Origin of the sequence: Roseicella sp. DB1501 (genome assembly GCF_013112485.1) — a bacterium.
Taxonomy (GTDB): domain Bacteria; phylum Pseudomonadota; class Alphaproteobacteria; order Acetobacterales; family Acetobacteraceae; genus Paracraurococcus.
Window position 1 is genome coordinate 300,693 of the sequence record NZ_JABFHG010000003.1, and the last position, 21,229, is coordinate 321,921.

Here is a 21,229-nt window from a genome sequence, read left to right on the forward strand (position 1 = left end):
GGCGGGACGTCCGATCGCAACGCACGTTCCGGCTAAATACTGAATTCTTCTTTGACCCGGATCGCCTCGCCATCCGGAAGTATAGCTCACGGAAAAGCCATATGAACCGCTTGTGAAACATTTCTGATGGCCGAGGAGTGAGGTTTTGCAGCAGGTTCATCGCCGAAAGGTTGCGTTGCCTTCGATAAATACGCAGCCATTGGATCGAACCCACAAAGTATTTGTGCCGGCTGACCACGCCTGCCTGCAAAAAGGGCCAGCAGATGACCGAGTTCAACCGAAGCGATCTGGAGTTCATCCTTCTCCAGATCAAGATGGCTGAAGCCGGGCAGGATCCGGTCAATGCATCGCTGCCCTTCGGCCTCAGAACGGTCAATGGCCTCAACAATAGCATCGTCTCCGGGCAGTCCACCTACGGTTCGTCCGACCAAGTCTTTCCCTCGGTAACGGACCAGCTGCTGCAAAAGGCCCAGGCTGGGACCAGCTACGCGCAGTCGAGCGGCCTGGTGATCGACGCGCAACCGCGGATCATCAGCGACCTGATCTCGGATCAGACCGCCAACAACCCCGCCGCGGTGGCCGCGCAACAGGCCGCCATTGCGGCGCTGGGCGATGGCTATTCCAGCAGCATCCGCGCCGGTGCCGACGGCCTTTTCGGCACGGCGGACGACGTCATCTACAATGTCGGCGCCGATGGCGACGCCGCCCTGGCCAAGGTCGCCATCTATGCTGGCGGCGATGGCCGCTTCGGTGCCAATCCCGCCCAGGGCGACGCCAATGACGATCGGGTCGTGGCGGCAGGCGGTGACGGCATCCTCGACACTGCGGACGACCTGCAGTTCCAGGCCGGCGCCGACCAGGTCTTCGGCACTGCCGATGATGTCTTCACGCATCTGGTCGATGGCGTCACCGTCACCACGAATCGCGCCGCCCCGACGCTCAACTACGGCAATCTGGCGACGGCGACTGATGCCTCGAGCAGCGGCTCCACGATCCTGGGCCTGAAGCAGAGCCTGTTCATCCCCAACGTCACGCCGGATGCCGGCCTCTCGGCGCCTTATAGCAGCTGGTTCACCTTCTTCGGCCAGTTCTTCGATCATGGCCTAGACCTGGTGACGAAGGGCGGCAGCGGCACGGTCTTCATCCCCCTGGCCAAGGACGATCCGCTCTACGTCCCGGGCAGCCCGACCAACTTCATGGTGCTGACCCGCGCCACCAACCAAGCGGGGGCCGACGGCGTGCTCGGCACGGCCGACGATGTGCATGACAGCGTGAACACCATCACGCCCTATGTCGATCAGAGCCAGACCTATAGCTCGCACCCGTCGCACCAGGTCTTCCTGCGCGAGTACATGATCGGCGCCGATGGCAGGTTGCATTCCACGGGTGCGCTGCTCGGGCATCACGAGGCCGGGGCTGATGGCCAGCTCTTCACGGGGGACGACGTCGTCACCGGCATGGCGACCTGGGCCGATGTGAAGGCGAGCGCCGCCAGGTTCCTCGGCATCAAGCTGACGGATGCCGATGTCGGCAGCGTGCCGCTGCTGGCGACGGACGCCTATGGCAACTTCATCCCCGGCGCCAATGGCCTGCCGCAGATCGTCGTGCGCGACGGCCATGGCGGGACCAGCCTGGTCGAGGGGAACCTGGCCAACCCGGTCTCCACCGCCAATGCGGTGAGCACCGGCGTCGCCTTCCTCAACGACATCGCGCATGATGCGGCGCTGGTCGACGACCGCGGCAACGCGCTCCGGCCCGATGCCGACAGCGTCGCCGGCGGCACGCCCGCAGCCGGCTTCTACGACAACGAGCTGCTCGACGCGCATTATGTCGCCGGCGACGGCCGCGTGAACGAGAACATCGGCCTCACCGCCGTCCAGACCATCTTCCAGGCCGAGCACAACCGCCTGCTCGCCCAGACCAAGGCGCTGATCCAGGCCGAGCTCGATCAAGGTAACATCGCCTTCGCCGCCGAATGGGTGTTGGAGGGGATGGATCTCACCCCGGAGGCGGATGGCTCGCCGCACCAGATCACCGCGGCGGAATGGAACGGCGAGCGCCTGTTCCAGGCGGCCAAATTCGGCACGGAGACCGAGTACCAGCACCTGGTCTTCGAGGAATTCGCCCGGATGGTCGATCCGGCCGTCCATGTCTTCGGCAACACCAACATCCAGCTCGACGCGGCGATCACGGCCGAGTTCGCGCATGTGGTCTATCGCTTCGGCCACTCGATGCTCAACGAGACCCTCAACCTCTACGAGCTCGGCGAGGATGGCCGGCCGGTGATCGACCCCTCCACGGGCCAGCCCAAGCTGACCGAGTTGGGGTTGATCCAGGCCTTCACCAATCCGCTCGCCTTTGCCGCCAACCCGACCGCCACGGCGGATCTCGTCCTCGGCGCCGTCAATCAGGTCGGCAATGAGATCGACGAGTTCGTCACCGGCGCCCTGCGCAACAACCTGCTCGGCCTGCCGCTCGATCTCGCGACGCTGAACATCGCCCGCGGCCGCGATACCGGCGTCGCGCCCCTCAACCTCGTGCGGGCCCAGCTCTACAGCCAGACCGGCGATGCGCAGCTGAAGCCCTATGTGAGCTGGGACGATTACGGGCATTTCCTCAAGCACCCGGAATCGCTGATCAACTTCGTCGCGGCCTACGGCATCCATGACAGCCTGGCGCGTGCGACGACGATGGCGGAGAAGCGGGCGGCGGCAGCGGTGCTCGTGCACAAGGGCACGGTCGGCGATGCCTTCGATCCCACCGACGCCGCCAGCCTCGACGCCTACAACTTCATGCACAGCCTCGGGGCCTATGCGAGCAACCGGCTGGACGCCCGGGCGATCCATGACGCCGCCGGCGCCCCGGCCACCTGGAGTACGGGCTCGGTCACCGGCCTCGACCAGGTCGATCTGTGGATCGGCGGCCTCGCCGAGAAGCAGAGCCTGTTCGGCAGCGTGCTCGGCTCGACCTTCGAGTTCCTCTTCCGCACGCAGCTCGAGAACCTGCAGGACGGCGACCGGCTCTACTACCTGCCGCGCCTCGAAGGCATGCATTACCTTGACGAGATCGAGGGAAACTCCTTCGCGCAGATCATCCGCGAGAATACCGGCATCAAGCACCTGCCCGGCAACATCTTCCGCGTGCCGGAATACACCGTCGAGGCGAAGGACTACTTCAAGACCTACGACGCCGATATCCATGACCCGGCGACCGGCGCGATCCTGCACCGTGCCGGCGACTACGTGGTCGATGCCAATGGCGACCGCATCCTCACCGACAGCGCGACCTGGCAGCACAACCCGCAGACCGGGCAGCTCATCGCCGAGGCCTGGAAGGACGGCTCGGTCCACTTCCTGGGCGACAACCTCTTCCTCGGCAACACCATCATCCTCGGCGGCACCGAGGATGACGACAAGCTCTATGCCGGCAATGCCGATGATGACGCCGTCTGGGGCGATGGCGGTAACGACCTGCTCGATGGCGGCGGCGGCGCCGATTTCCTCTATGGCGGCACCGGCCACGACACTCTGATCGGCGGCCAGGGCGACGACGTCATCCATGGCGAGGACGGGAACGACAGCGCCTCCGGCGGCGACGGCATCGACAACATCTTCGGCGGCAATGGCGACGACGTCCTGGATGGCGGCCGCGGCGACGATGCGATCAATGGCGGCACCGGCAGCGACACCATCCTCGGCGGCGAGGGGGCCGACGAGATCGTCGGCAATGAGGGCGATGACTGGATCGAGGGCGGGCTCGGCGGCGACCTGCTGGTCGGCGATGCCGGCGCCCCGACCGGCCAGATTCCCCTCTATGGCGGCAATGACGTGCTGATCGGCGGCGCCGATGGCGGCGACCGCATGCAGGGCTTCAACGGCGACGACATCATGCTCGGCGTCGGTTCCCTCAACCGCTTCGAGGGCCGGCTCGGCTTCGACTGGGCGTCCTACGAGAAGGCGACCATCGGCGTCGATGTCGACCTCACGCAGCGGGAGTTCATCGCCGCGAACGGCGCCATCGACACGATCCGCGACGTCTTCATCGGCGTGGAGGGGATCAGCGGTTCCGCCAAGGACGACATCCTGCGCGGCACGGACGATGCCCAGCTGGGCACGACCTCGGACGAGCTCAACAACCTCACCCTGATCGACGGGCTCCAGGGCTTCTTCGATCCGGGCACCGTCCAGTTCACCGGCGGCAACATCATCCTCGGTGGCCGTGGCAACGACGTGATCATTGGCGGCGGCGGCGATGACGTCATCGACGGCGATGCCTGGCTGCATGTCGGCCTGACCAGGCTCGGGCCGGGCGGCCAGATCATCCGCGAGATCCTGTTCGACCCGGACGGGAATACCTGGGTGCCGGACTTCTTCGACCCGGGCAGCGGGACCGGCACGGCGAATGCGGCCAATATCGATACGGCCGTCTTCAGCGACATCATGGCCAACTACAACATCGCGCTCTTCGGGACGGATGCGGAGGGCTTCCTCGCCATTCAGCATATCGTCCCCACCAATGGCGGCGGCGGTGGCGGCGATGACGCCGAGGAGGATGACGAGGCGGAGGCGGATGCCGGCGGCAATGCCATCACCGGCGACGGCACGGACCGCATCCGGCACATCGAGCGGCTGCAGTTCGCCGACGTGACGGTGGCGATCGACGCGACCGGCCGCCTGCTCGATCCGCTGGTGAACGACGCGCATTACGACGCCGTGCCGATCGGCACGCCGCGCATCCTCACGGCGGGCGGCCTGGATGCCACGGCGACGGCGGTCATCGGCGGTGTGCTCACGGCGAATGTCAGCATCCTGGCCGAGGCGCCGATCTTCTCCGGCGCCGTGGCGGCCGGCCAGCTCTTCGATGCGGACGGCATCGGGGCCCTGCGTTACCAGTGGCAGTATCTCGATGCGACGCAGAATGTCTGGGTGCCGATCACCGGCGCCACGGGCGCGAGCTTCAAGCCGGCCAACCTCTACCTCGGCGAGCAGCTCCGCGTGGTGGTCAGCTATGTCGACGGCAAGGGCGTGACGGAGAGCGTCATCTCGGCGCCGACCGCGGCGCTCACCACCGCCGCCGGCGTCAACTCGGCGCCTTTCATCGTGCAGCAGCAGCAGCTCACCGGCATTCCGGACACCTCGGCGAATCAGGGCCGGTCGATCGACTTCTACGTGCCGCTGACCACCATCTTCGCCGACAACCAGACCGCCGCGGCCAGCCTGACCTACAAGGCGACGCTGGCCAACGGCGCGCCGCTGCCGGGGACGCTCGCCTTCGATACGAGCACGATCGGCACGACCGGGGCGGGGCACTTCTCGGGCGCCCTGCCGGCGGACTTCTCCGGCGCGCTGTCGATCAAGGTGACGGTGACCGATCCGGGTGGCCTCTCGGTGACCGACACCTTCGTCATCAACGTCCTGCCCGACACCACGCCCCCGCTCCTGAGCGCGGCGCTGACGAGCGATACCGGGCGCTTCGCCAATGACGGCGTGACCCGCGACGCCCGCATCGAGGGCAGCGGGGAGGTCGGGTCATCGGTCACGGTGAAACTCGATGGCGGCGCGCCGGTCGCCGTCGCCCTCGACGGCAGCGGGCGTTGGAGCTTCACGCCGGCGGTCGCGGATGGCAGCCACAGCCTGGAGGTCACGGCCAGGGACGGCGCGGGCAATGCGACGGTGAAGCTGCTGCAGGTCCAGCTCGACACGGCCGCGCCTGCGGTGACAGCCAGGCTGGCGCAGGACACCGGCCTCTCCGCCACCGATCTGGTGACCAGCGACCGCACCATCTCCGGCACTGGCGAGCCCGGCGCGGCGGTGCTCGCCGCGATCGACGGCCAGGCGGCGGTGCAGGTTGCGACCGCCGACGGCACCGGGGCCTGGAGCTTCACGCCAGGGCTCGCCGATGGCCGGCACACGATCACCATCGTCGAGAAGGACCTGGCCGGCAACGAGGGCAGCGCCTCGCTGACTTTCACGCTCGACCGGATCGCGCCGCCGGCCCTGGCCCTCGCGGGGGTAACCCATGCCGCCACGGCGGGCGCGCTGGCCGGCTACACCCTCTTCGGCACCGCCGAGGCGGGCAGCCTGGTGACGGTGACGGATGGCGGCGCGTCCCCGCTCGGCAGCGGCACGGCCGGCGGCAATGGAAGCTGGTCGGTCCCCGTGGCGCCGGCCCTGGCGGGCGGCTACCAGTCGACGCTGACCCTCTCCGTCGCCGACCTGGCCGGCAATGCCGGCCAGCCGGTCCAGATGGGCCTGATCGTGGGCATGGCGGGCGATGGCGCCCATCAGGCCTCGGGGGCGCTGGCGGATCTGCCGACCCTCATCCTGGGGTTGGGCGGCAACGACACCCTGGGCGGCGGCAACGGCCATGACACGGTCGATGGCGGCGAGGGCAACGACTCCATGCTCGGCGGCCTTGGCGAGGACAGGATGCTCGGCGGGGCCGGCGCCGACAGCCTCTGGGGCGGCCGCGGCAACGACTTGCTCGATGGTGGCGAGGAGGCAGACCAGCTCTCGGGCGAGGATGGCGACGACGTCATCCTCGGCGGCAGCGGTGCCGATGTGGCCTATGGCGGTGCCGGCGCCGATACCCTGCGCGGCGAGGCCGGCGCCGACAGCCTCTGGGGCGGCGGCGGCGACGACTCCCTCGAGGGCGGGGAGGAGGCCGATCGGCTGTCGGGCGAGGATGGCAATGATACGATCCTGGCCGGCGCCGGTGCCGACCTCGCCTATGGCGGAAACGGCGCCGATACCCTGCAGGGCGAGGCCGGCGCCGACAGCATGTGGGGCGGCGCGGGCAACGACTCGCTCGATGGCGGCGCCGAGGCCGACCAGCTTTCCGGCGAGGACGGCAACGACACCGTCCTGGCCGGGACCGGCGGCGACATTGTCTATGGCGGCAACGGCGCCGATACCCTGCGCGGCGAGGCCGGGGCGGATAGCCTCTGGGGCGGCGCCGATGCCGACCTGATCGATGGCGGCGCCGATGCGGACCGGCTCTCGGGCGAGGCCGGCAACGACACCCTGCTCGGCGGCAGCGGCGCCGATCTGCTGATGGGCGGGGCCGGGCTCGATATCTTCCGCTTCCTGAATGCCGCGGAGGGTGGCGACACCATCACGGACTTCAGCGCTGCGGACGACAGCTTCGAGATCTCGGTCGCCGGCTTCCAGGGGGGGCTGGCAACGGGCGCCCTGGCCGCGGGCCGGCTTGTCCTCGGCACCGCCGCGACGGCCGCGACCGGTCAGTTCCTCTACGACCAGTCCAACGGCAACCTGCTCTGGGATGTGGACGGCACCGGCGCCAATGCGGCGGTCCTGCTGGCCACGCTGAGCAATCGCCCGATCCTGACCACGGCCGATTTCCACCTCGTCGCCTGATCGCCGGCACGCCGACCACAGCCCGACCGACGGTGCCCCCGCACCGTCGGTCGCCTGCTGTCCAGAGTAGGGCCGAGCGGCCCGTGAAGCATTCGGAATGATTTTGTGAGGCAGGGCCGCGAAGACAATCCATTACTTTAAATAGAACGCCCAAGGGACTGATCGCCAAAGGAGGCAGTGTTGCTTCTGCTTCGCACCGCCGGCACAGCCGCCGGCCAGGGACGCCTGCGCCACGGTCCGACCTGGATGGCCGGCCATGCCTGACCCGCTCTGGGCCCTGGCGAGCCTCGCCGTGGCATCGGCACCCTTGGCCGCCCACCTGGCCTGGCGCCGGCGGGGCCGAAGCAAGCACGGCCCCGGCCAGGCCGCCGCGCCGCCGCGGGACTACCACCTGCCGCCGAGCATCGAAGCGGCGGAGAGCGAGATGGCCATCCTGCTGCGCCGCATGCGGGCTTTCCTGCAGGACCCTTACGATTTCACCGCCTCCCGGATCGCCGATGAGACCGCCTTCGAGGATTGCCTTGACCGGGCCGCGACCCTCGGCGCCCGGATCGCCGAACTGGGCGGCGCCGCACCGGCGGGCCCGGCCGAATGGGAACGGACGCGTGGGCTGATCCTCGACAGCGTCATGCGTGGCCGGGGCGTCCCCAGGCCGGATCGCGCCGCGGAGGCGCGTCGCGCCGGGGCCGGCCGCCTCCTGGCCCAGCCCACCGTCGCCGGCCTGGCCAAGGCGCGCTGCTCGGCCTGAGCAGGGGCCGGCGCCCGGCGATCCTGAACGCAAACCGCTATAGTCTTCGCTGGGGCGCGGCCGGCATCGCCTCCTGGCGCAGCTCCTCGCCTTTTTCGGCGAGGAGCCGGCCTGAGGGCATCGCCCAGGCCATCGGCTCAGAAGGTGAAGCGTAGGCCGCCATAGAAGGCGCGCGGCATGCCGGGCACCACCGTGCGCGCATCGGTCAGGTTCATGTTGAGCGCGCTCGCCGCATCCAGCCCGTAGAGCGTGCCGAAATTCGAGTAGCGCTGGTCGAACAGGTTGCGGACGATGCCGTAGAGCTCGATCCCCGGCATCAGCGTCACCGCGGTGCGCAGATTCACCACCGCATAGCCGGCGAGCGGCTTCAGCAGGTTCGCCTCGTCGCCGCGGAGATACTGGTCGGAATTGAAGATCAGCGTGCCGCCCAGGCGCCAGCGCTCGGTCGCGCGCCATTCCGCGTCGAACCGTACGCGGTGCTGCGGGATGCCGGGGATGCGGTCGCCACGCTCGACGGGGATGGCGCCGTCGGCCCCCGCATCCGGATGGTTCGGGCTCGGGATGCGCTGCGTCGTGCGGAAGGTGGCGTCGATGAAGGCGTAGTCGAGCCCGAGCGCCCAGCGGGAGCTGCGCCAGGCGATGCCCGCCTCGACCCCCTGCCGCCGCGTGTCGCCGGCATTCTGGAAGTAGCCGCGCCCCTGGATCTCGCTCTGCACCAGCAGGATGTCGTCGGAGAGGTCGGTGCGGAAGACGCCGATGTTCCAGGTGGTGCGGCCGCCGATCCAGGCGGCGGGCAGCGTGCCGCGCACGCCGGTCTCCCAGGTGCGGCTCACCACCTGCTTCAGGGGCGGGTCGGCAAGGAAGAAGGCGCCGAGCGTGCAGGGGATCAGCGGATCGGCGCAGGAGAGCTCGGCCGGGGTCGGCGCCCGGTTCGCCTCGGCGTAGCTGACATAGGCGGTGACGTTGTCGAGGGCGCGCCAGGTCAGGCCGGCGGTCGGGTTGAAGCGCGAATAGGTATGGTCGCCATTCAGCGTCGTGCCGATCTGGTCGCGCAGGCGGATCTCGGCATTGTTGAAGCGGCCGCCGACCATGGCCGAGAGGCGCGGCAGGATGTCGATGGTGCCCGTGCCGTAGACGCCCCAGTAGTTGTTGGTCGTGTTGAGGCCGACATCGGCGATGCCGCCATCGGGCGAGTTCACGAAGACCCCGAGATTGCCGACGGTGCGCGTCGGCGACAGGACGCCGAGCTCGGTGTTGCCGTAGAAATCCGTATCCGCATGGTCGTAGCTGACGCCGAAGACCAGGCGGGAGGGCAGGCCGAAGATCGGCTCGCTCGAGACGATCTGCGCCGAGCCGCCGGCGCCGGTCGTGTTGGTGCCGGTGCGGTTGACCACCCCTGGCACGCCGCCGCCGAGGATGTCGGCGCCGACGGTGCCGCCGGTCCGCGAGGTGATCGGCGGCCCGTCCTCGAAGCAGAGCAGGCCGGCGAGGTCGTCGTCGTCGCAGCCCTCGAACTCGCCGATATCGGCGTTCAGCGTCCGCTGCCGGAAGCTGCGGACATAGGCATTCGCCTCGATGCTCCAATTCTCCGCCAGCTCATAGGTGCCGCGGAGCTGCAGCATCTTCATCCGGTTGTAGGTGCGGTCCGGATAGGTGAAGACCGCGTTGCGGTCGGTGGAGAGGATCTGGACCGGCGTCGGCCCGTTGCCCGAGATCGCCGTGCTGCCGGCGCCGATCGAGAGGTTGAGCGTCGCCCGCTCGCCGCGGAAGCCGATATCACCGTAGAGTCGCTTCGCGCGGGAGGGCGAGACGTTGCGCCAGCCGGATTCGTTCAGGCTCTCGATCGCCAGATAGGCGGCGACGTTGCCGACCTGCTTGCCGTACTCGGCCGCGACGCCGAAGCGGCCGAAGGAGCCGCCGGAGATGTCGACCCGGCCGCCCGGGCTGTCGAAGCCGGTCTTCATGCGCAGGTTCAGCGCGCCGCCGACGGCATTGAGGCCGAAGAGCGGGCTGCTGCCGACCAGCTCGACATTGCGGATGGCGACCGACGGGATCAGGTCCCAGTTCACCGTGTCGCCAAAGGCCTCGTTGATGCGGGTGCCGTTCTGGTACACGGCAAGCCCCTGCGGCGTGCCGATCAACGGCGAGGCGGTGAAGCCGCGATAGCTCACATCGGGCGCGATCGGGCTGCCCTGGGTGTCGTTGACGGCGATGCCGGCCGAAAGCCGCACCAGGTTGTCGACCAGGTCGGGCGGCCCGTCGCGCGAGAGGTCGGCGGCGGAGAAGCTGCGGGGATTGCTGGGGACATGGTCGCGCGGCAGGCCGGTCGCGGTGAGGGGCGTCGTGCCCACCGCCTCCACGGTCGGCAATTCGGCCACCGGCGCGCCCCCCTGCGCCAGCGCGACACCGCCCGGCATGGTGAGCAGCGCCGCCAGCGCCATGGCTTTGCCGGCCGGGCCGGTGCTTTTCCTTCTGGGTCCCGGATGATCTCTACGCACGTCTGATCCCCCCATTCTTCTCCGTCCCGCCGTACCGGACACCGTCGCCCCGCATGGCGACGGCAAGCAGGCGGGCCGCCATCACGGCCGGGCCGTATCGAGGCGCCCCGTGCCGGACGCATCCGCCGTCTGTCTCGGCCGATGCGGCGGTCCCGCAGGCCGGATCGCGCCGAGCGCGCGCCGCAGGAGCCGGCGGAGCGGCAGGGGCAGGGCCCGGCCCGCGGCCCGCACCGGCGCCGTCATCCGCCAGGAGGTGCTCAGCCGCAGTTGCGCCAGCGTCTCCCGCGCCGCATCGAGGGCCGCATCCGTCTGCGCCCCATGCCGCTCCCGTGAGTCGAGCGCTGCCTGCGCCGCCGCCAGCCTCCGGTCCCGGTCGGCGAGGGTGGTCGCCATGGTATCCAACTGCCGGTCCCGGTCGGAAAGGGTCGCCGCCGCGGTTGCCAGACCGGCCTCGTGCTCGTCGAGGCTGTGGCGCAGCGCCTCCATCGCGCTGCGATAGCCCGCGGCCGCGGCGGCAATCTCAGCCTGCGCCTGCTCCAGCTCGGCGATCCGGCCCTGGGCATCGCGCAGCTCGCCGGCCGTGCGGGCGAGATGCGTGTCGCGCTCGCCGAGGGCGGCGCTGCCGAAGGAATCGAGCTCGCCGGCCAGGACGCGCAGCCGCGCGATCTGCGCCGGGTCCCGCGCATGCTCGAAATAGGTCTCGACCGCGAAATGTTGGTATTCGATGGCCGGATGGCGCCGTGCCAGCTCCGCCAGGCGCAGCGGCACGGGGGTCTCCGGCGTGACATGCATCAACCCCTCGCCGGCGAAGACATCCTCGAAGACCGCCGGCGCCATCGTGGTGAAATGCCGCAGCAGGCGCGAGGTCTCGAAGCGGGTGCGCAACAGGCTGTCGCTGCGCGGGGCGCTGGCATTGGCAGACCGGTCACGGATGCGGAAGGCGGTCACCGCCTCGGCCAGGACATGGATGCGCTGGCCGGCGAGCAGCATCCGGATCCACATGTCGAGATCCTGGAGGTTGGTCAGCCGCACATCATAGGGGCCGGCCGCGTCGTAGGCCTCGCGGCGGATCATGGCCGTCGGGGCGCAGAGGCAGTTGCCGCGATAGAAGAAGCGGCGCAGCCAGGAGCGGCGCGAGAAGTCCGGCAAGGCGAAGGCGGCGTCGAAATCGTTGTAGGCGGCGGTCGGCCGGCCCGCCTCGTCCACCGGCTGCGGCAGGCCGAAGACCAGCCCGATCTCCGGATGCGCGTCGAGGACATCGACCTGCCGCTGCAGCCGGCCGGGCAGCGCCCAGTCATCGGAGTTCAGGATGGCGAGGTAGCGGCCGCGGGCCCGGGCGATGGTCGCGTTCATCGCCGCCGAGATGCCCTGGTTGGCCGGCAGCACGGCGAGGCGGATGCGCGGGTCGTCGAAGCCGCGCACCACCTCGGCGGTGCCATCCGTCGAGCCGTCATCGGTGACGACGATCTCGAAATCCTGGAAGGATTGCGACAGCAGGCTCCTGACGGTCTGCCCGACATAGGGCGCGTGGTTGTAGCACTTGACCAGCACCGAGACGGTCGGCTCGGCGGCCGGCGGCGCCAGGGCCAGGGAAGGAGCTGGGGCGGGCGCGAAGCCGGGGGCGCGCCACCACAGCGGCTGCGCCGCCTCGCGCGCCGGATCGAAGGCCTCGGCGGCGAGGTCGCGGCCCTCGCTCTCCATGACGTCCCAGAATTGCCGCAGCGCCTCCCGTCCCTGCAGGTAGTGCTGGCCATAGCCGCGCTGCCGGTCCAGCCTGCCCAGCCGCTCGGCCTGGCTCGCCTCGCGCGCCGCATTCCGCTCGAAGCCGAGATGCTTGTAGTGCCAGAGCATCACCTCGTCCCGGTCGGGCAGGCGGAGATGCCCGGCCGGCCTGGCGGCGTGCCGCCCCGGGCCGAAACCGGTTTCCCGGATGGAATTCGGATCGAAGATGCTGAGCTTGTTGAAGGCCGATCGCGGCCGGCCGCGCGCGACCCGCTCCACCAGCAATCCGTGGTCGTCCGGCATCGCGGCGGCGTGCATGTCGAAGCCCAGCGCCGGGATCAGCGTGGTGCCGCGCCGGCCCTGCGCGGCCAGGTAGTCCGCCATGGCCTGGCCGCGCAGGTGCAGGTGCTCGTCGATCGCGGTGATGACCACCCAGTCGGCCTGCCCGCGGCTCTCCTTCCAGGCCGTGTCCTGCATTCCCTGATGCGAGAGGACGAAGGAGTCGGTGATGCGGCGCTCGAAGCGGCGCCGCTCGACCCTCGGATGGGCGCGCAGGATCTCGAGCGAGCCGTCCGTGGAGCCGTCGTCATAGACGACGAAGCGATCCACCCAGGGCTCGTAGTGCCGGAAGAAGAAGCCGAGCATATCGGCCTCGTCCCAGCAGAGGGTGTAGAGATGGACGACGGGCCTGGCCATGCTGCCTCAGCTCGCCTTCAGCCCGTTGTCGTGCCGCAGCGGGCGCGCCGGATTGCCGGCGGCGAGGCTGCCATCCGGCACGTCGCGCGTCACCACGGCGCCGGCGGCGACCACCGCATCCCGGCCCACCGTGATGCCGGGCAGGATGGTGGCGCCGGCGCAGACCATGCTGCCCTCGCCAATGGTCACCCCGCCAGCCAGCACCGCGCCCGGCCCGATGGAGACGAAGGCGCCGAGCCGCGCATGGTGGCCGATGCTGGCGCCGCGATTGACCAGGACGAAGGCGCTGAAGATGCTGCCGCTGCCGAGGCTGGTCCCGGCATTGACGTAGCATCCCGGCCCGACCTCCAGCCGGCGCGGCGCGGCGATGCTCGGATCGATCAGCGAGAGCGGATGCCGCAGGCCGAGGGCCTCGGCCTGCCGTGCCGCCAGCCGCCGGTGCCGCGGCGTGAAGAGCGGCACCAGATAGGGCAGGTCCAGCAGCGGGCCGGAGAGCGCCTCCGGCGCGAGCACCGCGATGTCTGCGGGCAGGTGGTGCGGGCCGGGCCAGTTGTGGATGCCGGCTGCGAGGCGCAGTCCGGCCCGGTGGAGGCTCTCCTCGACATCGACGACCAGCGGTGAGCCGATGCCGTACAGCAGGATGCCGGTCACGGGCGGCGCCGGCGCGTCGCTGTCGGCATCCAGCAGCTGCGCCGATGGGCCGGGCCCATGGGCGCGACGATGTGGACGGTCCTGGCGCAGGACGTTGAGTGCCTCCGCTTCATGGCAATGTCCTCGTTCCCCCGGCGGCGATCATATCGACGGGCGGCGGGCAGGCCCCATGGACAGCTTTCCCGATTTGCGGGGGAATTTTTCCCGATGTGGCCTTGTCACGCACATGGCAGCGAGTCGCGGCGGAACAGGCACGGTGCGGGCGGCGACGGAGCGCGGTGCCAAGGCGCGGCGATCCGCCTAGGATGCGGGCGGGAGAGCCCGGTCCATGTCGCTGCGATTCCGCCTGATCACCTCCATCCTCGTCGTCCTGCTGGTCAGCCTCGCCGTCGGCGGCCTGCTGGCGGGCTGGACCGCGACGAAGTCCGTCCGCACCGAGATGCAGGCGGCGCTGGCCATCGGCGAGAAGACGCTGCGGAACGGCGAGGCGGCCCGCCAGGCGCCGGATGCGGAGGGGCCGGGGCCCGACCGGCAGGTGCATCTCTTCGACGGCAACCGGCATCTGCGCGCCCGGCTGCTCGACGAGGCGGGGCGGGTGCGCGCCGTCTCGGTGCCGCTCGAGCCGCGGCAGCCGGCGCCGGGATGGCTGGTGGATCTCGTCGCGCCCTCGCTGCCCGCGGTGGACGTGCCTCTCGATGCCGGCGGCCGGCCGGGACGGATGGTGCTCGAAGCCGATCCGCGGAACGAGGTGGCGGAGGTCTGGGGGCAGCTGCGCGACGGGTTCGCGGCACTCGGCCTGTTCTGTGCCCTCAGCGCGGCGCTGGTCGGCTTCGTCGTCAGCCGCGCCCTGCGGCCGCTCGAGGATCTGTCGGCGGCGCTGGCGGTGGTGGGATCGGAGGGATTCGCGGCTCGGCTGCGCCCGGCCGGATCGCCGGAGCTGGTCCGGCTGGCGGAGGGCTTCAACGCCATGATGGAGCGGCTGGGGCGTGCCGAGCGGCACAATCGCCGGCTGCACGAGCAGCTCGTCGCCGTGCAGGAGGAGGAGCGCGCCGAGCTGGCCCGCGACCTGCACGACGAGATCGGCCCTTTCCTGTTCTGCGTCGCCGTTGATGCGGCGGCGATCGAGCAGGCGGCGCGATCCGGCAGCCATGCCGAGATCCCGGACAGCGCGGCGGCGATCCGCCGCTCCGTCAGCCACATGCAGGGCCATGTGCGCTCGATGCTCGGGCGCCTGCGGCCGGCGAGCCCGGTCGAGATCGGCCTGGCGCCGGCGCTGCGCAACCTCATCGCCTTCTGGCAGGCGCGGCAGCCGGGCATCGCATTCACCCTCGGCATCGAGGTCGAGGAGGACAGCATGGAGGAGGCGGCGAAGGAGGTGGTTTATCGCGTCGTGCAGGAATCGGTGACCAATGCGGTCCGCCATGGCGAACCGGGCCAGGTCGAGGTGTCGGTGCAGGCCGGGACGGAAGGCGAGGTGGTCGCCAGCATCGCGGATGACGGCGTCGGGCTGAGCGCGACCGCGGTGCCCGGCTTCGGCCTTGCCGGGCTGCGCGACCGCCTCACGGCGCGCGGCGGCAGCCTGCAGGTGGTGACCGGCCCGGCCGGCCGCGGCCTGCAGATCACCGCGCGGCTGCCGCGGTTGGAGGGGGCGGAGGCGCTGCAGCCCCCGGCCGCGGCATGAAGCTGCTGCTCGTCGACGACCATGCGGTCATCCGGGCCGGGCTGCGGCGCCTGCTCGGCGGCTTCAACGGCATGGAGGTCAGCGAGGCCGGCACCGGCCGCGAGGCGCTCGCCATGGTGCGCTCCGTGCAGCCGGACATCGTCGTCCTCGATCTCGGCCTGCCGGAGCTCGGCGGTCTCGAGCTGCTGCGCCGCCTGCTCCTCGAGCAGCCGAGCCTGAAGATCATCGTCTTCAGCATGCATGCCGAGGCCTTCCATGCCGCGCGCGCGCTGCGGGCCGGCGCGGCGGGCTATCTCAGCAAGCGGGCGGCGCCGGAGGAGGTGATCGAGGCGGTGCGGCGTGTCGACGAGGGCGGGCGCTACATCGAGCGGGAGATCGCGCAGGAGCTGGCGCTGCGGGCGGCGACGACGGATGATCCGGTCGAGCAGCTCACCGGCCGCGACCTCGAGATCCTGCGCCTGCTCGGCGAGGGGCAATCCCTGGCCGAGATCGCCACCGTCCTCGCCGTCAGCTACAAGACCGTGGCGAATACCTGCACCCAGATCAAGGCGAAGCTCGGCGTCACGCGGACCTCCGACCTGATGCGCATGGCGATCGAGCTGGGCCTCACCTGAAGGTCCGCCAGCCCCAGGACCAGCGAACCCCTTTCGCCTCGCCCGTCACCCATCAGTCCGGCTGGATGCGGGCACGGCGGATCACCTCCGCCCAGCGCCCGGCATCGGCCTGGATCAGCCGGCCGAGCTCCTCGGGCGACCCCTCCGCCGGCTCGAGCCCAAGCGCGGCCAGGCGCTCCGCCACCTCCGGCCGCCGCATGCCGGCGATGAGGGCGGCGTTCAGGCGCGAGAGGATCGCCGGATCGGTGCCCGCCGGCGCGACGATGCCATGCCAGCCCACCGCCTCGGCGCCGGCGAGCCCGGCCTCGGCCAGGGTCGGCACCTCCGGCAGGGCGACGGTGCGCTGGCCGGAGGAGACGAAGAGGCCGCGCAACCTGCCGCCGCGCACATGGTCGGTCACCGCGCCGATATTGATCAGCACGCCCTGCAGGCTGCCGCCGAGCAGGTCGTTCACCGCCAGCGCGCCGCCGCGATAGGGCGCATGCGTCCAGCGGATCTCGGCTGCCGCCTGGATCTGCTCGCCGAGCAGATGCGCCAGGCTGCCATTGCCCGGCGTGCCGACCGCCACCGGCTCGCGCCGCGCCAGATCGACGAACTGGCCGAATTCCTGCACCGGGCTGTCGGCGCGCACGACGAGGATCTGCGGCACCCGCACGCCCTGCGCCACCGGGGCGAAGCCGGTGACGTCGAAGCCCAGCCGCGGGAAGAGCGCCTTGTTGATGGAGAGGCTGTCCGAACCGGCCAGCAGCGTATAGCCGTCCGGCCGCTGCCGCGCCGCCTGCTCGTAGCCGATATTGCTGCCGGCGCCGGGCAGGTTCTCGACCGGGAAAGCCTGGTTCAGGGAGTCGGCGAGCTGGCGGGCGAAGAGGCGCGCGACGATGTCCTGGCTGCCGCCCGGCGCCACCGGCACGATGTAGCGGACCGACCGTTCCGCCGGCCAGGCGGCCGGGGCGGCGAGGGCGGGACGGATGAGCGCGGCGGCGCCGACAAGGGCGAGCAGGCCGCGGCGCGTCGGCCGCGCGGCATGGCCGGGCATCGTCAGGCCGCCAGGCGCCGGCGCCGTAGGCCGAGGGCGCTGCCGGCCGGCGGCGCCCCATCCTCGGTCATCTCGCTCGGGGACGGTTGGTAGGCGATGTCGATCACGTCGCGCGAGCGCTGCCACTGTGCCGCATCGGCGCCCTCGGGCAACTCCACCGTGCTGACGCCGCAGCGCCGCAGCATGCGCCACTGGTCGGGCAACACATGGCCGGTCGCGCGGATCTCGCCGGTGAAGCCGAAATGCTCGCGCAGCGCCCGCGCCTGGGTGAAGGCGCGGCCGTCCTTCGACTTCGGTAGCGGCACCGCCACCAGGGCGAGGCGCGGCAGCAACTCGGCGATCTCCTCCGGCTGGGTCGCCGGGTCGAGCGCCAGGCCGAGCGGGGCGTTGCGGCCGGCGAGCGTCTCGGCGCGCAGCCGTGCCAGGCTCAGGATGGCCGGCGCATCGGGCAGCGGCGCATCGTCGGCGATGCGCACCCAGGCATCCGTCACGACATGGCCCTTCGCATCAAGCACTGGCATAGAGCGCTTCCTTGAACGGCCCGAGGCCGATGCGGCGATAGGTGTCGACGAAGCGCTCGCCGGCGGCACGCTCCGCAAGGTAGGTGCGGAGGATGGTCTCCACCGCATCCGTGACCTTGTCGTAGGGGAAGCCTGGCCCGACCAGCTCGCCGAGCGCGGCATCGTTGGTGGCGCTGCCGCCAAGGGTGATCTGGTAGCTCTCGGCGCCGCGCTTATCGACGCCGAGGATGCCGATATGGCCGACATGGTGATGGCCGCAGGCATTGATGCAGCCGGAGATGTTGATGAAGCACTCGCCGATGTCGTGTTGCCGGTCGAGATCGGCGAAGCGCTCGCTGATCATCTGCGCCACCGGGATGCTGCGGGCAGTGGCGAGCGCGCAGTAATCCATCCCCGGGCAGGCGATGATGTCGCTGACCAGGCCGATATTCGGTGTCGCCAGCCCGGCCTCCCGCAGCCCCTGCCAGACCGCCGGCAGGTCCTCCTGCCGGACATGCGGCAGGACGAGGTTCTGCACGTGGCTGACGCGGATCTCGCCGAAGGAATGCCGCTCGGCCAGCCTTGCCACCGCCTCCATCTGCTCGGCCGAGGCATCGCCCGGGATGCCGCCGATCGGCTTGAGCGAGATGGTCACCGAGGCATAGCCGGGCTGCCGGTGGGCGCGCACGCTCTGCTTCGCCCAGGCGGCGAATTCGGCATTGCCGGCCAACGCTGCGGCATAGGCCGGCGGGTTGTCGGCGAGCCGCGCGAAGGGCGGCGGGGCGAAATGCGCGGCGATCTCGGCGACCACCTCCGGGTCGAGCCGGTAGGCGCGCTGCGGCAGGCGGGCGAATTCGCGCTCGACCCGCTCGCGGAAGGCGTCGCCCATGTCGCGCACCAGGATCTTGATGCGGGCCTTGTAGATGTTGTCGCGGTTGCCGAGCGCGTTGTAGACGCGCAGCACGGCCTCCAGATAGGCGAGCAGCTCCGCTTCCGGCACCCAGTCGCGCAGCTTCGTCGCCAGCACCGGGGTACGGCCGAGGCCGCCGCCGGCCCAGATCTCGAAGCCGATCGCGCCCGCCGCGTCCCGCTTCACCACCAGCCCGACATCATGCACCTGCATCGCCACGCGGTCCTGCGGCGCGCCGGTGATGGCGATCTTGAACTTGCGCGGCAGCCAGGTGAATTCGGGGTGCAGCGTCGACCACTGGCGGATGATCTCGGCATAGATCCGCGGATCCGCCGCCTCCTCCGGATCGGCGCCAGCATATTCGTCGGTCGTGGTGTTGCGGATGCAGTTGCCGCTCGTCTGGATGGCATGCATGTCGACATCCGCGAGGGCGCGCATGATGTCCGGCACGTCCTCCAGCCGGGTCCAGTTGAACTGGATGTTCTGGCGGGTGGTGAAGTGGCCGTAGCCGCGGTCCCAGCGGCGGGCGATCATCGCCAGCTGCCGGAGCTGCGTCGCGTTCAGGATGCCGTAGGGGATGGCGATCCGGTACATATAGGCGTGGAGCTGCAGGTAGAGGCCGTTCATCAGCCGCAGCGGCTTGAACTCGTCCTCGGTCAGCTCGCCCCGCAGGCGGCGGGCGATCTGGTCGCTGAACTCGGCGATGCGCTCCTGCAGGAATTCCCGGTCCACCGCGTCGTAGCGGTAGGTGCGGGCCTGCGCCGGATGGGCCGGGTTCGGCAGGGCGATGGGGGCGACGAAGGCATTCATTCGATCGGATTCCGTCGCTCAGGAGGCGAGGCGGTAGGTGGGCGGCTCCGCCGGGACGCTCGGCCCCTGGGCACGGAGCCTCTCGCGGAATTTCACCGGCACCGGGCGGCCGGCCTCGAGCGCCACCTCGGCGCCATAGACGCCGACCACGCGCTGCGCCCGCTCATCCTCCTGGGCCAGGGCAAGGCCGGCAGCGGCCTCCTCCGGCGGGAAGACGGTGGCGTCCGCGACCCGCTCCACCCACTGCCCGGCCGCGACCAGCCAGACGACGCGGCCATCCAGGAGCCGGTTGGCGGTGAAGACCACGGGCGCGGTGGCAGGCTTCGCCTTGGCCGGGCTGCTCATCGATGGGATTTCCTCACAGGCCGGAACGGCTGCACGACCGTCCCTGGTGTGTGGCGCTATTTAACTGTGAAATCTGGTATATTCAATGGGACCTACGACCGGACCGCTGCGCGCCCGGCGCATGGCTGCTGGCCGAGCGCCCTTTTGCTGTTCCTTCAGGGGAATTTTCGCCGCGGCGTTTTCGGGCTGGCCTCCCGGCCAGCGGCGGCCCGAAAGCATGAAATACTAATCTTTGTCGTGAATAGCGGCGCGTATGATGCGCCCTCACTCGGTCCGCAGCGCCGCCCCGGCGGCGAGCGGCGCCAGCGACAGGGCGGCGGCCAGCAGCGCCGCCAGCAGCAGCAGATAGGGCCGCGCCGCGAGGCCGGCCGCCGCCGCCTCGATCCCGGCCGCGCCGAAGATGACGCAGGGGATGGCGAGCGGCAGCACCAGCAGCGGCAGCAGCACGCCGCCGCGCCGGGCGCCGAGGGTCAGCGCCGCCCCGGCGGTGCCGAGCAGGGAAAGCACGCCGGCGGCGAGGCCGAGCGCGCCCATCGCCGCCGGCCAGGCCTCGACCGGCAGGTTCAGCATGGCGGCGGCGACCGGCGTCGCCAGCAGCAGCGGCAGGCCGGTGGTCAGCCAGTGCGCCGCCGCCTTGGCGAGCGCGACCGCGGCCGGGGCGAGGCCGGAGAGCAGGAGCTGGTCCAGCGTCCCGTCCTCGGCATCGGCGCCGAACAGCCGGTCCAGCGGCAGCAGCGCCGCCAGCAGCGCCGCCGCCAGCAGCGCCCCGGGGGCGAGGCGCGCCAGCGTCTCCGGCGCCGGGCCGACGCCGAAGGGGAACAGCGCTGCGACCAGGATGAAGAACATCACCGCCGCCAGCGTATCCGCCGGGTGCCGCAGCGCGAGCCGCAGCTCGCGGCTGAGCAGGGCGAGCCAAGGGGAGAGGCTGGCCCCACTCACAGCCGCAGCTCCCGCGCATCCGGCAGCGGCAGCGGCAAATGCGTCGCCGCCAGCACCATCCCGCCCCCCGTGCGATGCCGCGCCAGCAGATCGCCGAGCCGTCCGACCGAGGCGGCGTCCAGCCCGACCGTCGGCTCGTCCAGCAGCCAGAGCGGCGCCGGCTGGCGGAGCGGGGCGAGGGCGAGGCGCGCCAGGGCGAGCCGCCGCTTCTGCCCGGCCGAGAGCACCCGCGCCGGCAGATCGGCCAGCGGCAGAAGGTCGAGCGCCGCGAGCGCCGCCGCCGCCTCGCCGCCCCAGAGCCGGGCGAAGAAGGCGAGGTTCTCGCGCGCCGTGAGCGCCGGCTTCAACGCGTCCTGATGCGAGAGGTAGCGCAGCCGCGCCGCATGCGCCGCGCGGTCGGCGAGGGCATCCGCGCCCTCCCACAGCACCGTCCCGGCGGCCGGGCGCAGCAGCCCGGCCAGCAGCCGCAGCAGCGTCGACTTGCCCGCGCCGTTGGCGCCGACCAGCAGCAGGGCATCGCCCGGCGCCAACCGAAAGGACAGGCCGGCGAAGACCGCCCTCTCGCCCCTGAGACAGGCCAGGTCCCGCGCCTCCAGCATTCCTGACCATCCCCCTCGGACATCCGGCGCCCGATGGACCGGGCCGCGCCAGCATGCTTAAACGCGCGCACGTGCTGCGCCGCAACGGCGCGCAGCCAGCGGAG

Annotated in this window: 14 protein-coding genes; 4 read left to right on the forward strand and 10 right to left on the reverse strand. The window is 70.8% G+C overall.

The window, feature by feature from the left end; translation table 11 throughout:
• Positions 1–86: 86 nt before the first annotated feature.
• A complete protein-coding gene (locus tag HJG45_RS07705) occupies positions 87–521 on the reverse strand; it encodes a hypothetical protein (protein ID WP_171611513.1) in 435 nt (144 codons plus the stop codon).
• Here HJG45_RS07705 and HJG45_RS07710 point away from each other — a divergent pair.
• Both HJG45_RS07710 and HJG45_RS07715 read left to right on the forward strand, forming a co-directional pair.
• Positions 507–7,376 (forward strand): peroxidase family protein, encoded by a 6,870-nt coding sequence (locus HJG45_RS07710; protein WP_171611514.1) that lies wholly within the window; start codon positions 507–509, stop codon positions 7,374–7,376. The genes HJG45_RS07705 and HJG45_RS07710 overlap by 15 nt on opposite strands.
• 256 nt (positions 7,377–7,632) lie before the next feature.
• Positions 7,633–8,124 (forward strand): hypothetical protein, encoded by a 492-nt coding sequence (locus HJG45_RS07715; protein WP_171611515.1) that lies wholly within the window; start codon positions 7,633–7,635, stop codon positions 8,122–8,124.
• Between the two features lie 137 nt (positions 8,125–8,261).
• Here HJG45_RS07715 and HJG45_RS07720 read toward each other — a convergent pair whose 3' ends face one another.
• The 3 genes from HJG45_RS07720 to HJG45_RS07730 all read right to left on the reverse strand — a co-directional run bounded on the left by HJG45_RS07720 (position 8,262) and on the right by HJG45_RS07730 (position 13,691).
• Positions 8,262–10,565, reverse strand: a complete 2,304-nt coding sequence (locus HJG45_RS07720) for a TonB-dependent receptor (protein ID WP_171611516.1) — start codon at positions 10,563–10,565, stop codon at positions 8,262–8,264.
• A 138-nt stretch (positions 10,566–10,703) separates the two neighbouring features.
• Positions 10,704–13,040 (reverse strand): glycosyltransferase, encoded by a 2,337-nt coding sequence (locus HJG45_RS07725; RefSeq protein ID WP_171611517.1) that lies wholly within the window; start codon positions 13,038–13,040, stop codon positions 10,704–10,706.
• A 6-nt stretch (positions 13,041–13,046) separates the two neighbouring features.
• The gene (locus HJG45_RS07730) at positions 13,047–13,691 is read right to left on the reverse strand and encodes a DapH/DapD/GlmU-related protein (protein WP_171611518.1); all 645 of its coding nucleotides are present in this window, start codon (positions 13,689–13,691) and stop codon (positions 13,047–13,049) included.
• Between the two features lie 328 nt (positions 13,692–14,019).
• Between HJG45_RS07730 and HJG45_RS07735 the strand changes: the two genes are divergently transcribed.
• Positions 14,020–15,372 carry a histidine kinase gene (locus tag HJG45_RS07735; RefSeq protein WP_171611519.1) on the forward strand — a complete coding sequence of 451 codons (1,353 nt, stop codon included), beginning with the start codon at positions 14,020–14,022 and terminating at the stop codon, positions 15,370–15,372.
• The gene (locus HJG45_RS07740) at positions 15,369–15,986 is read left to right on the forward strand and encodes a response regulator transcription factor (RefSeq protein WP_171611520.1); all 618 of its coding nucleotides are present in this window, start codon (positions 15,369–15,371) and stop codon (positions 15,984–15,986) included. The genes HJG45_RS07735 and HJG45_RS07740 overlap by 4 nt, the downstream gene beginning before the upstream one ends.
• A 52-nt stretch (positions 15,987–16,038) precedes the next feature.
• On the opposite strand, the gene HJG45_RS07745 is transcribed toward HJG45_RS07740, so the two are convergent.
• The 6 genes from HJG45_RS07745 to ccmA form a co-directional block, all read right to left on the reverse strand.
• Positions 16,039–17,022 (reverse strand): tripartite tricarboxylate transporter substrate binding protein, encoded by a 984-nt coding sequence (locus tag HJG45_RS07745; RefSeq protein ID WP_171611521.1) that lies wholly within the window; start codon positions 17,020–17,022, stop codon positions 16,039–16,041.
• Between the two features lie 2 nt (positions 17,023–17,024).
• On the reverse strand, positions 17,025–17,543 hold the full coding sequence (locus tag HJG45_RS07750) for a DUF934 domain-containing protein (RefSeq protein ID WP_171611522.1): 519 nt from the start codon (positions 17,541–17,543) through the stop codon (positions 17,025–17,027).
• Positions 17,530–19,242: a nitrite/sulfite reductase gene (locus HJG45_RS07755; protein ID WP_254452345.1), complete on the reverse strand. Its 1,713-nt coding sequence runs from the start codon at positions 19,240–19,242 to the stop codon at positions 17,530–17,532. The genes HJG45_RS07750 and HJG45_RS07755 overlap by 14 nt, the downstream gene beginning before the upstream one ends.
• Before the next feature lie 18 nt (positions 19,243–19,260).
• Complete coding sequence (locus HJG45_RS28610) at positions 19,261–19,587, reverse strand: DUF2849 domain-containing protein (RefSeq protein WP_254452346.1); 327 nt, start codon at positions 19,585–19,587, stop codon at positions 19,261–19,263.
• 264 nt (positions 19,588–19,851) lie between these two features.
• On the reverse strand, positions 19,852–20,526 hold the full coding sequence (gene ccmB, locus HJG45_RS07760; protein WP_171611523.1) for a heme exporter protein CcmB: 675 nt from the start codon (positions 20,524–20,526) through the stop codon (positions 19,852–19,854).
• Positions 20,523–21,125 carry a heme ABC exporter ATP-binding protein CcmA gene (gene ccmA, locus HJG45_RS07765; RefSeq protein ID WP_171611524.1) on the reverse strand — a complete coding sequence of 201 codons (603 nt, stop codon included), beginning with the start codon at positions 21,123–21,125 and terminating at the stop codon, positions 20,523–20,525. Before ccmA ends, ccmB begins: the two co-directional genes overlap by 4 nt.
• Positions 21,126–21,229 lie beyond the last annotated feature (104 nt).

Coding starts and splice junctions, on each gene's coding strand:
- HJG45_RS07715 (WP_171611515.1), top strand. CDS start 7,633: ATGCCTGACCCGCTCTGGGCCCTGGCGAGCCTCGCCGTGGCATCGGCA.
- HJG45_RS07720 (WP_171611516.1), bottom strand. CDS start 10,565: ATGGCGCTGGCGGCGCTGCTCACCATGCCGGGCGGTGTCGCGCTGGCG.
- HJG45_RS07725 (WP_171611517.1), bottom strand. CDS start 13,040: ATGGCCAGGCCCGTCGTCCATCTCTACACCCTCTGCTGGGACGAGGCC.
- HJG45_RS07735 (WP_171611519.1), top strand. CDS start 14,020: ATGTCGCTGCGATTCCGCCTGATCACCTCCATCCTCGTCGTCCTGCTG.
- HJG45_RS07740 (WP_171611520.1), top strand. CDS start 15,369: ATGAAGCTGCTGCTCGTCGACGACCATGCGGTCATCCGGGCCGGGCTG.
- HJG45_RS07745 (WP_171611521.1), bottom strand. CDS start 17,022: ATGCCCGGCCATGCCGCGCGGCCGACGCGCCGCGGCCTGCTCGCCCTT.
- HJG45_RS07750 (WP_171611522.1), bottom strand. CDS start 17,543: ATGCCAGTGCTTGATGCGAAGGGCCATGTCGTGACGGATGCCTGGGTG.
- HJG45_RS07755 (WP_254452345.1), bottom strand. CDS start 19,242: ATGAATGCCTTCGTCGCCCCCATCGCCCTGCCGAACCCGGCCCATCCG.
- HJG45_RS28610 (WP_254452346.1), bottom strand. CDS start 19,587: ATGAGCAGCCCGGCCAAGGCGAAGCCTGCCACCGCGCCCGTGGTCTTC.
- ccmA (WP_171611524.1), bottom strand. CDS start 21,125: ATGCTGGAGGCGCGGGACCTGGCCTGTCTCAGGGGCGAGAGGGCGGTC.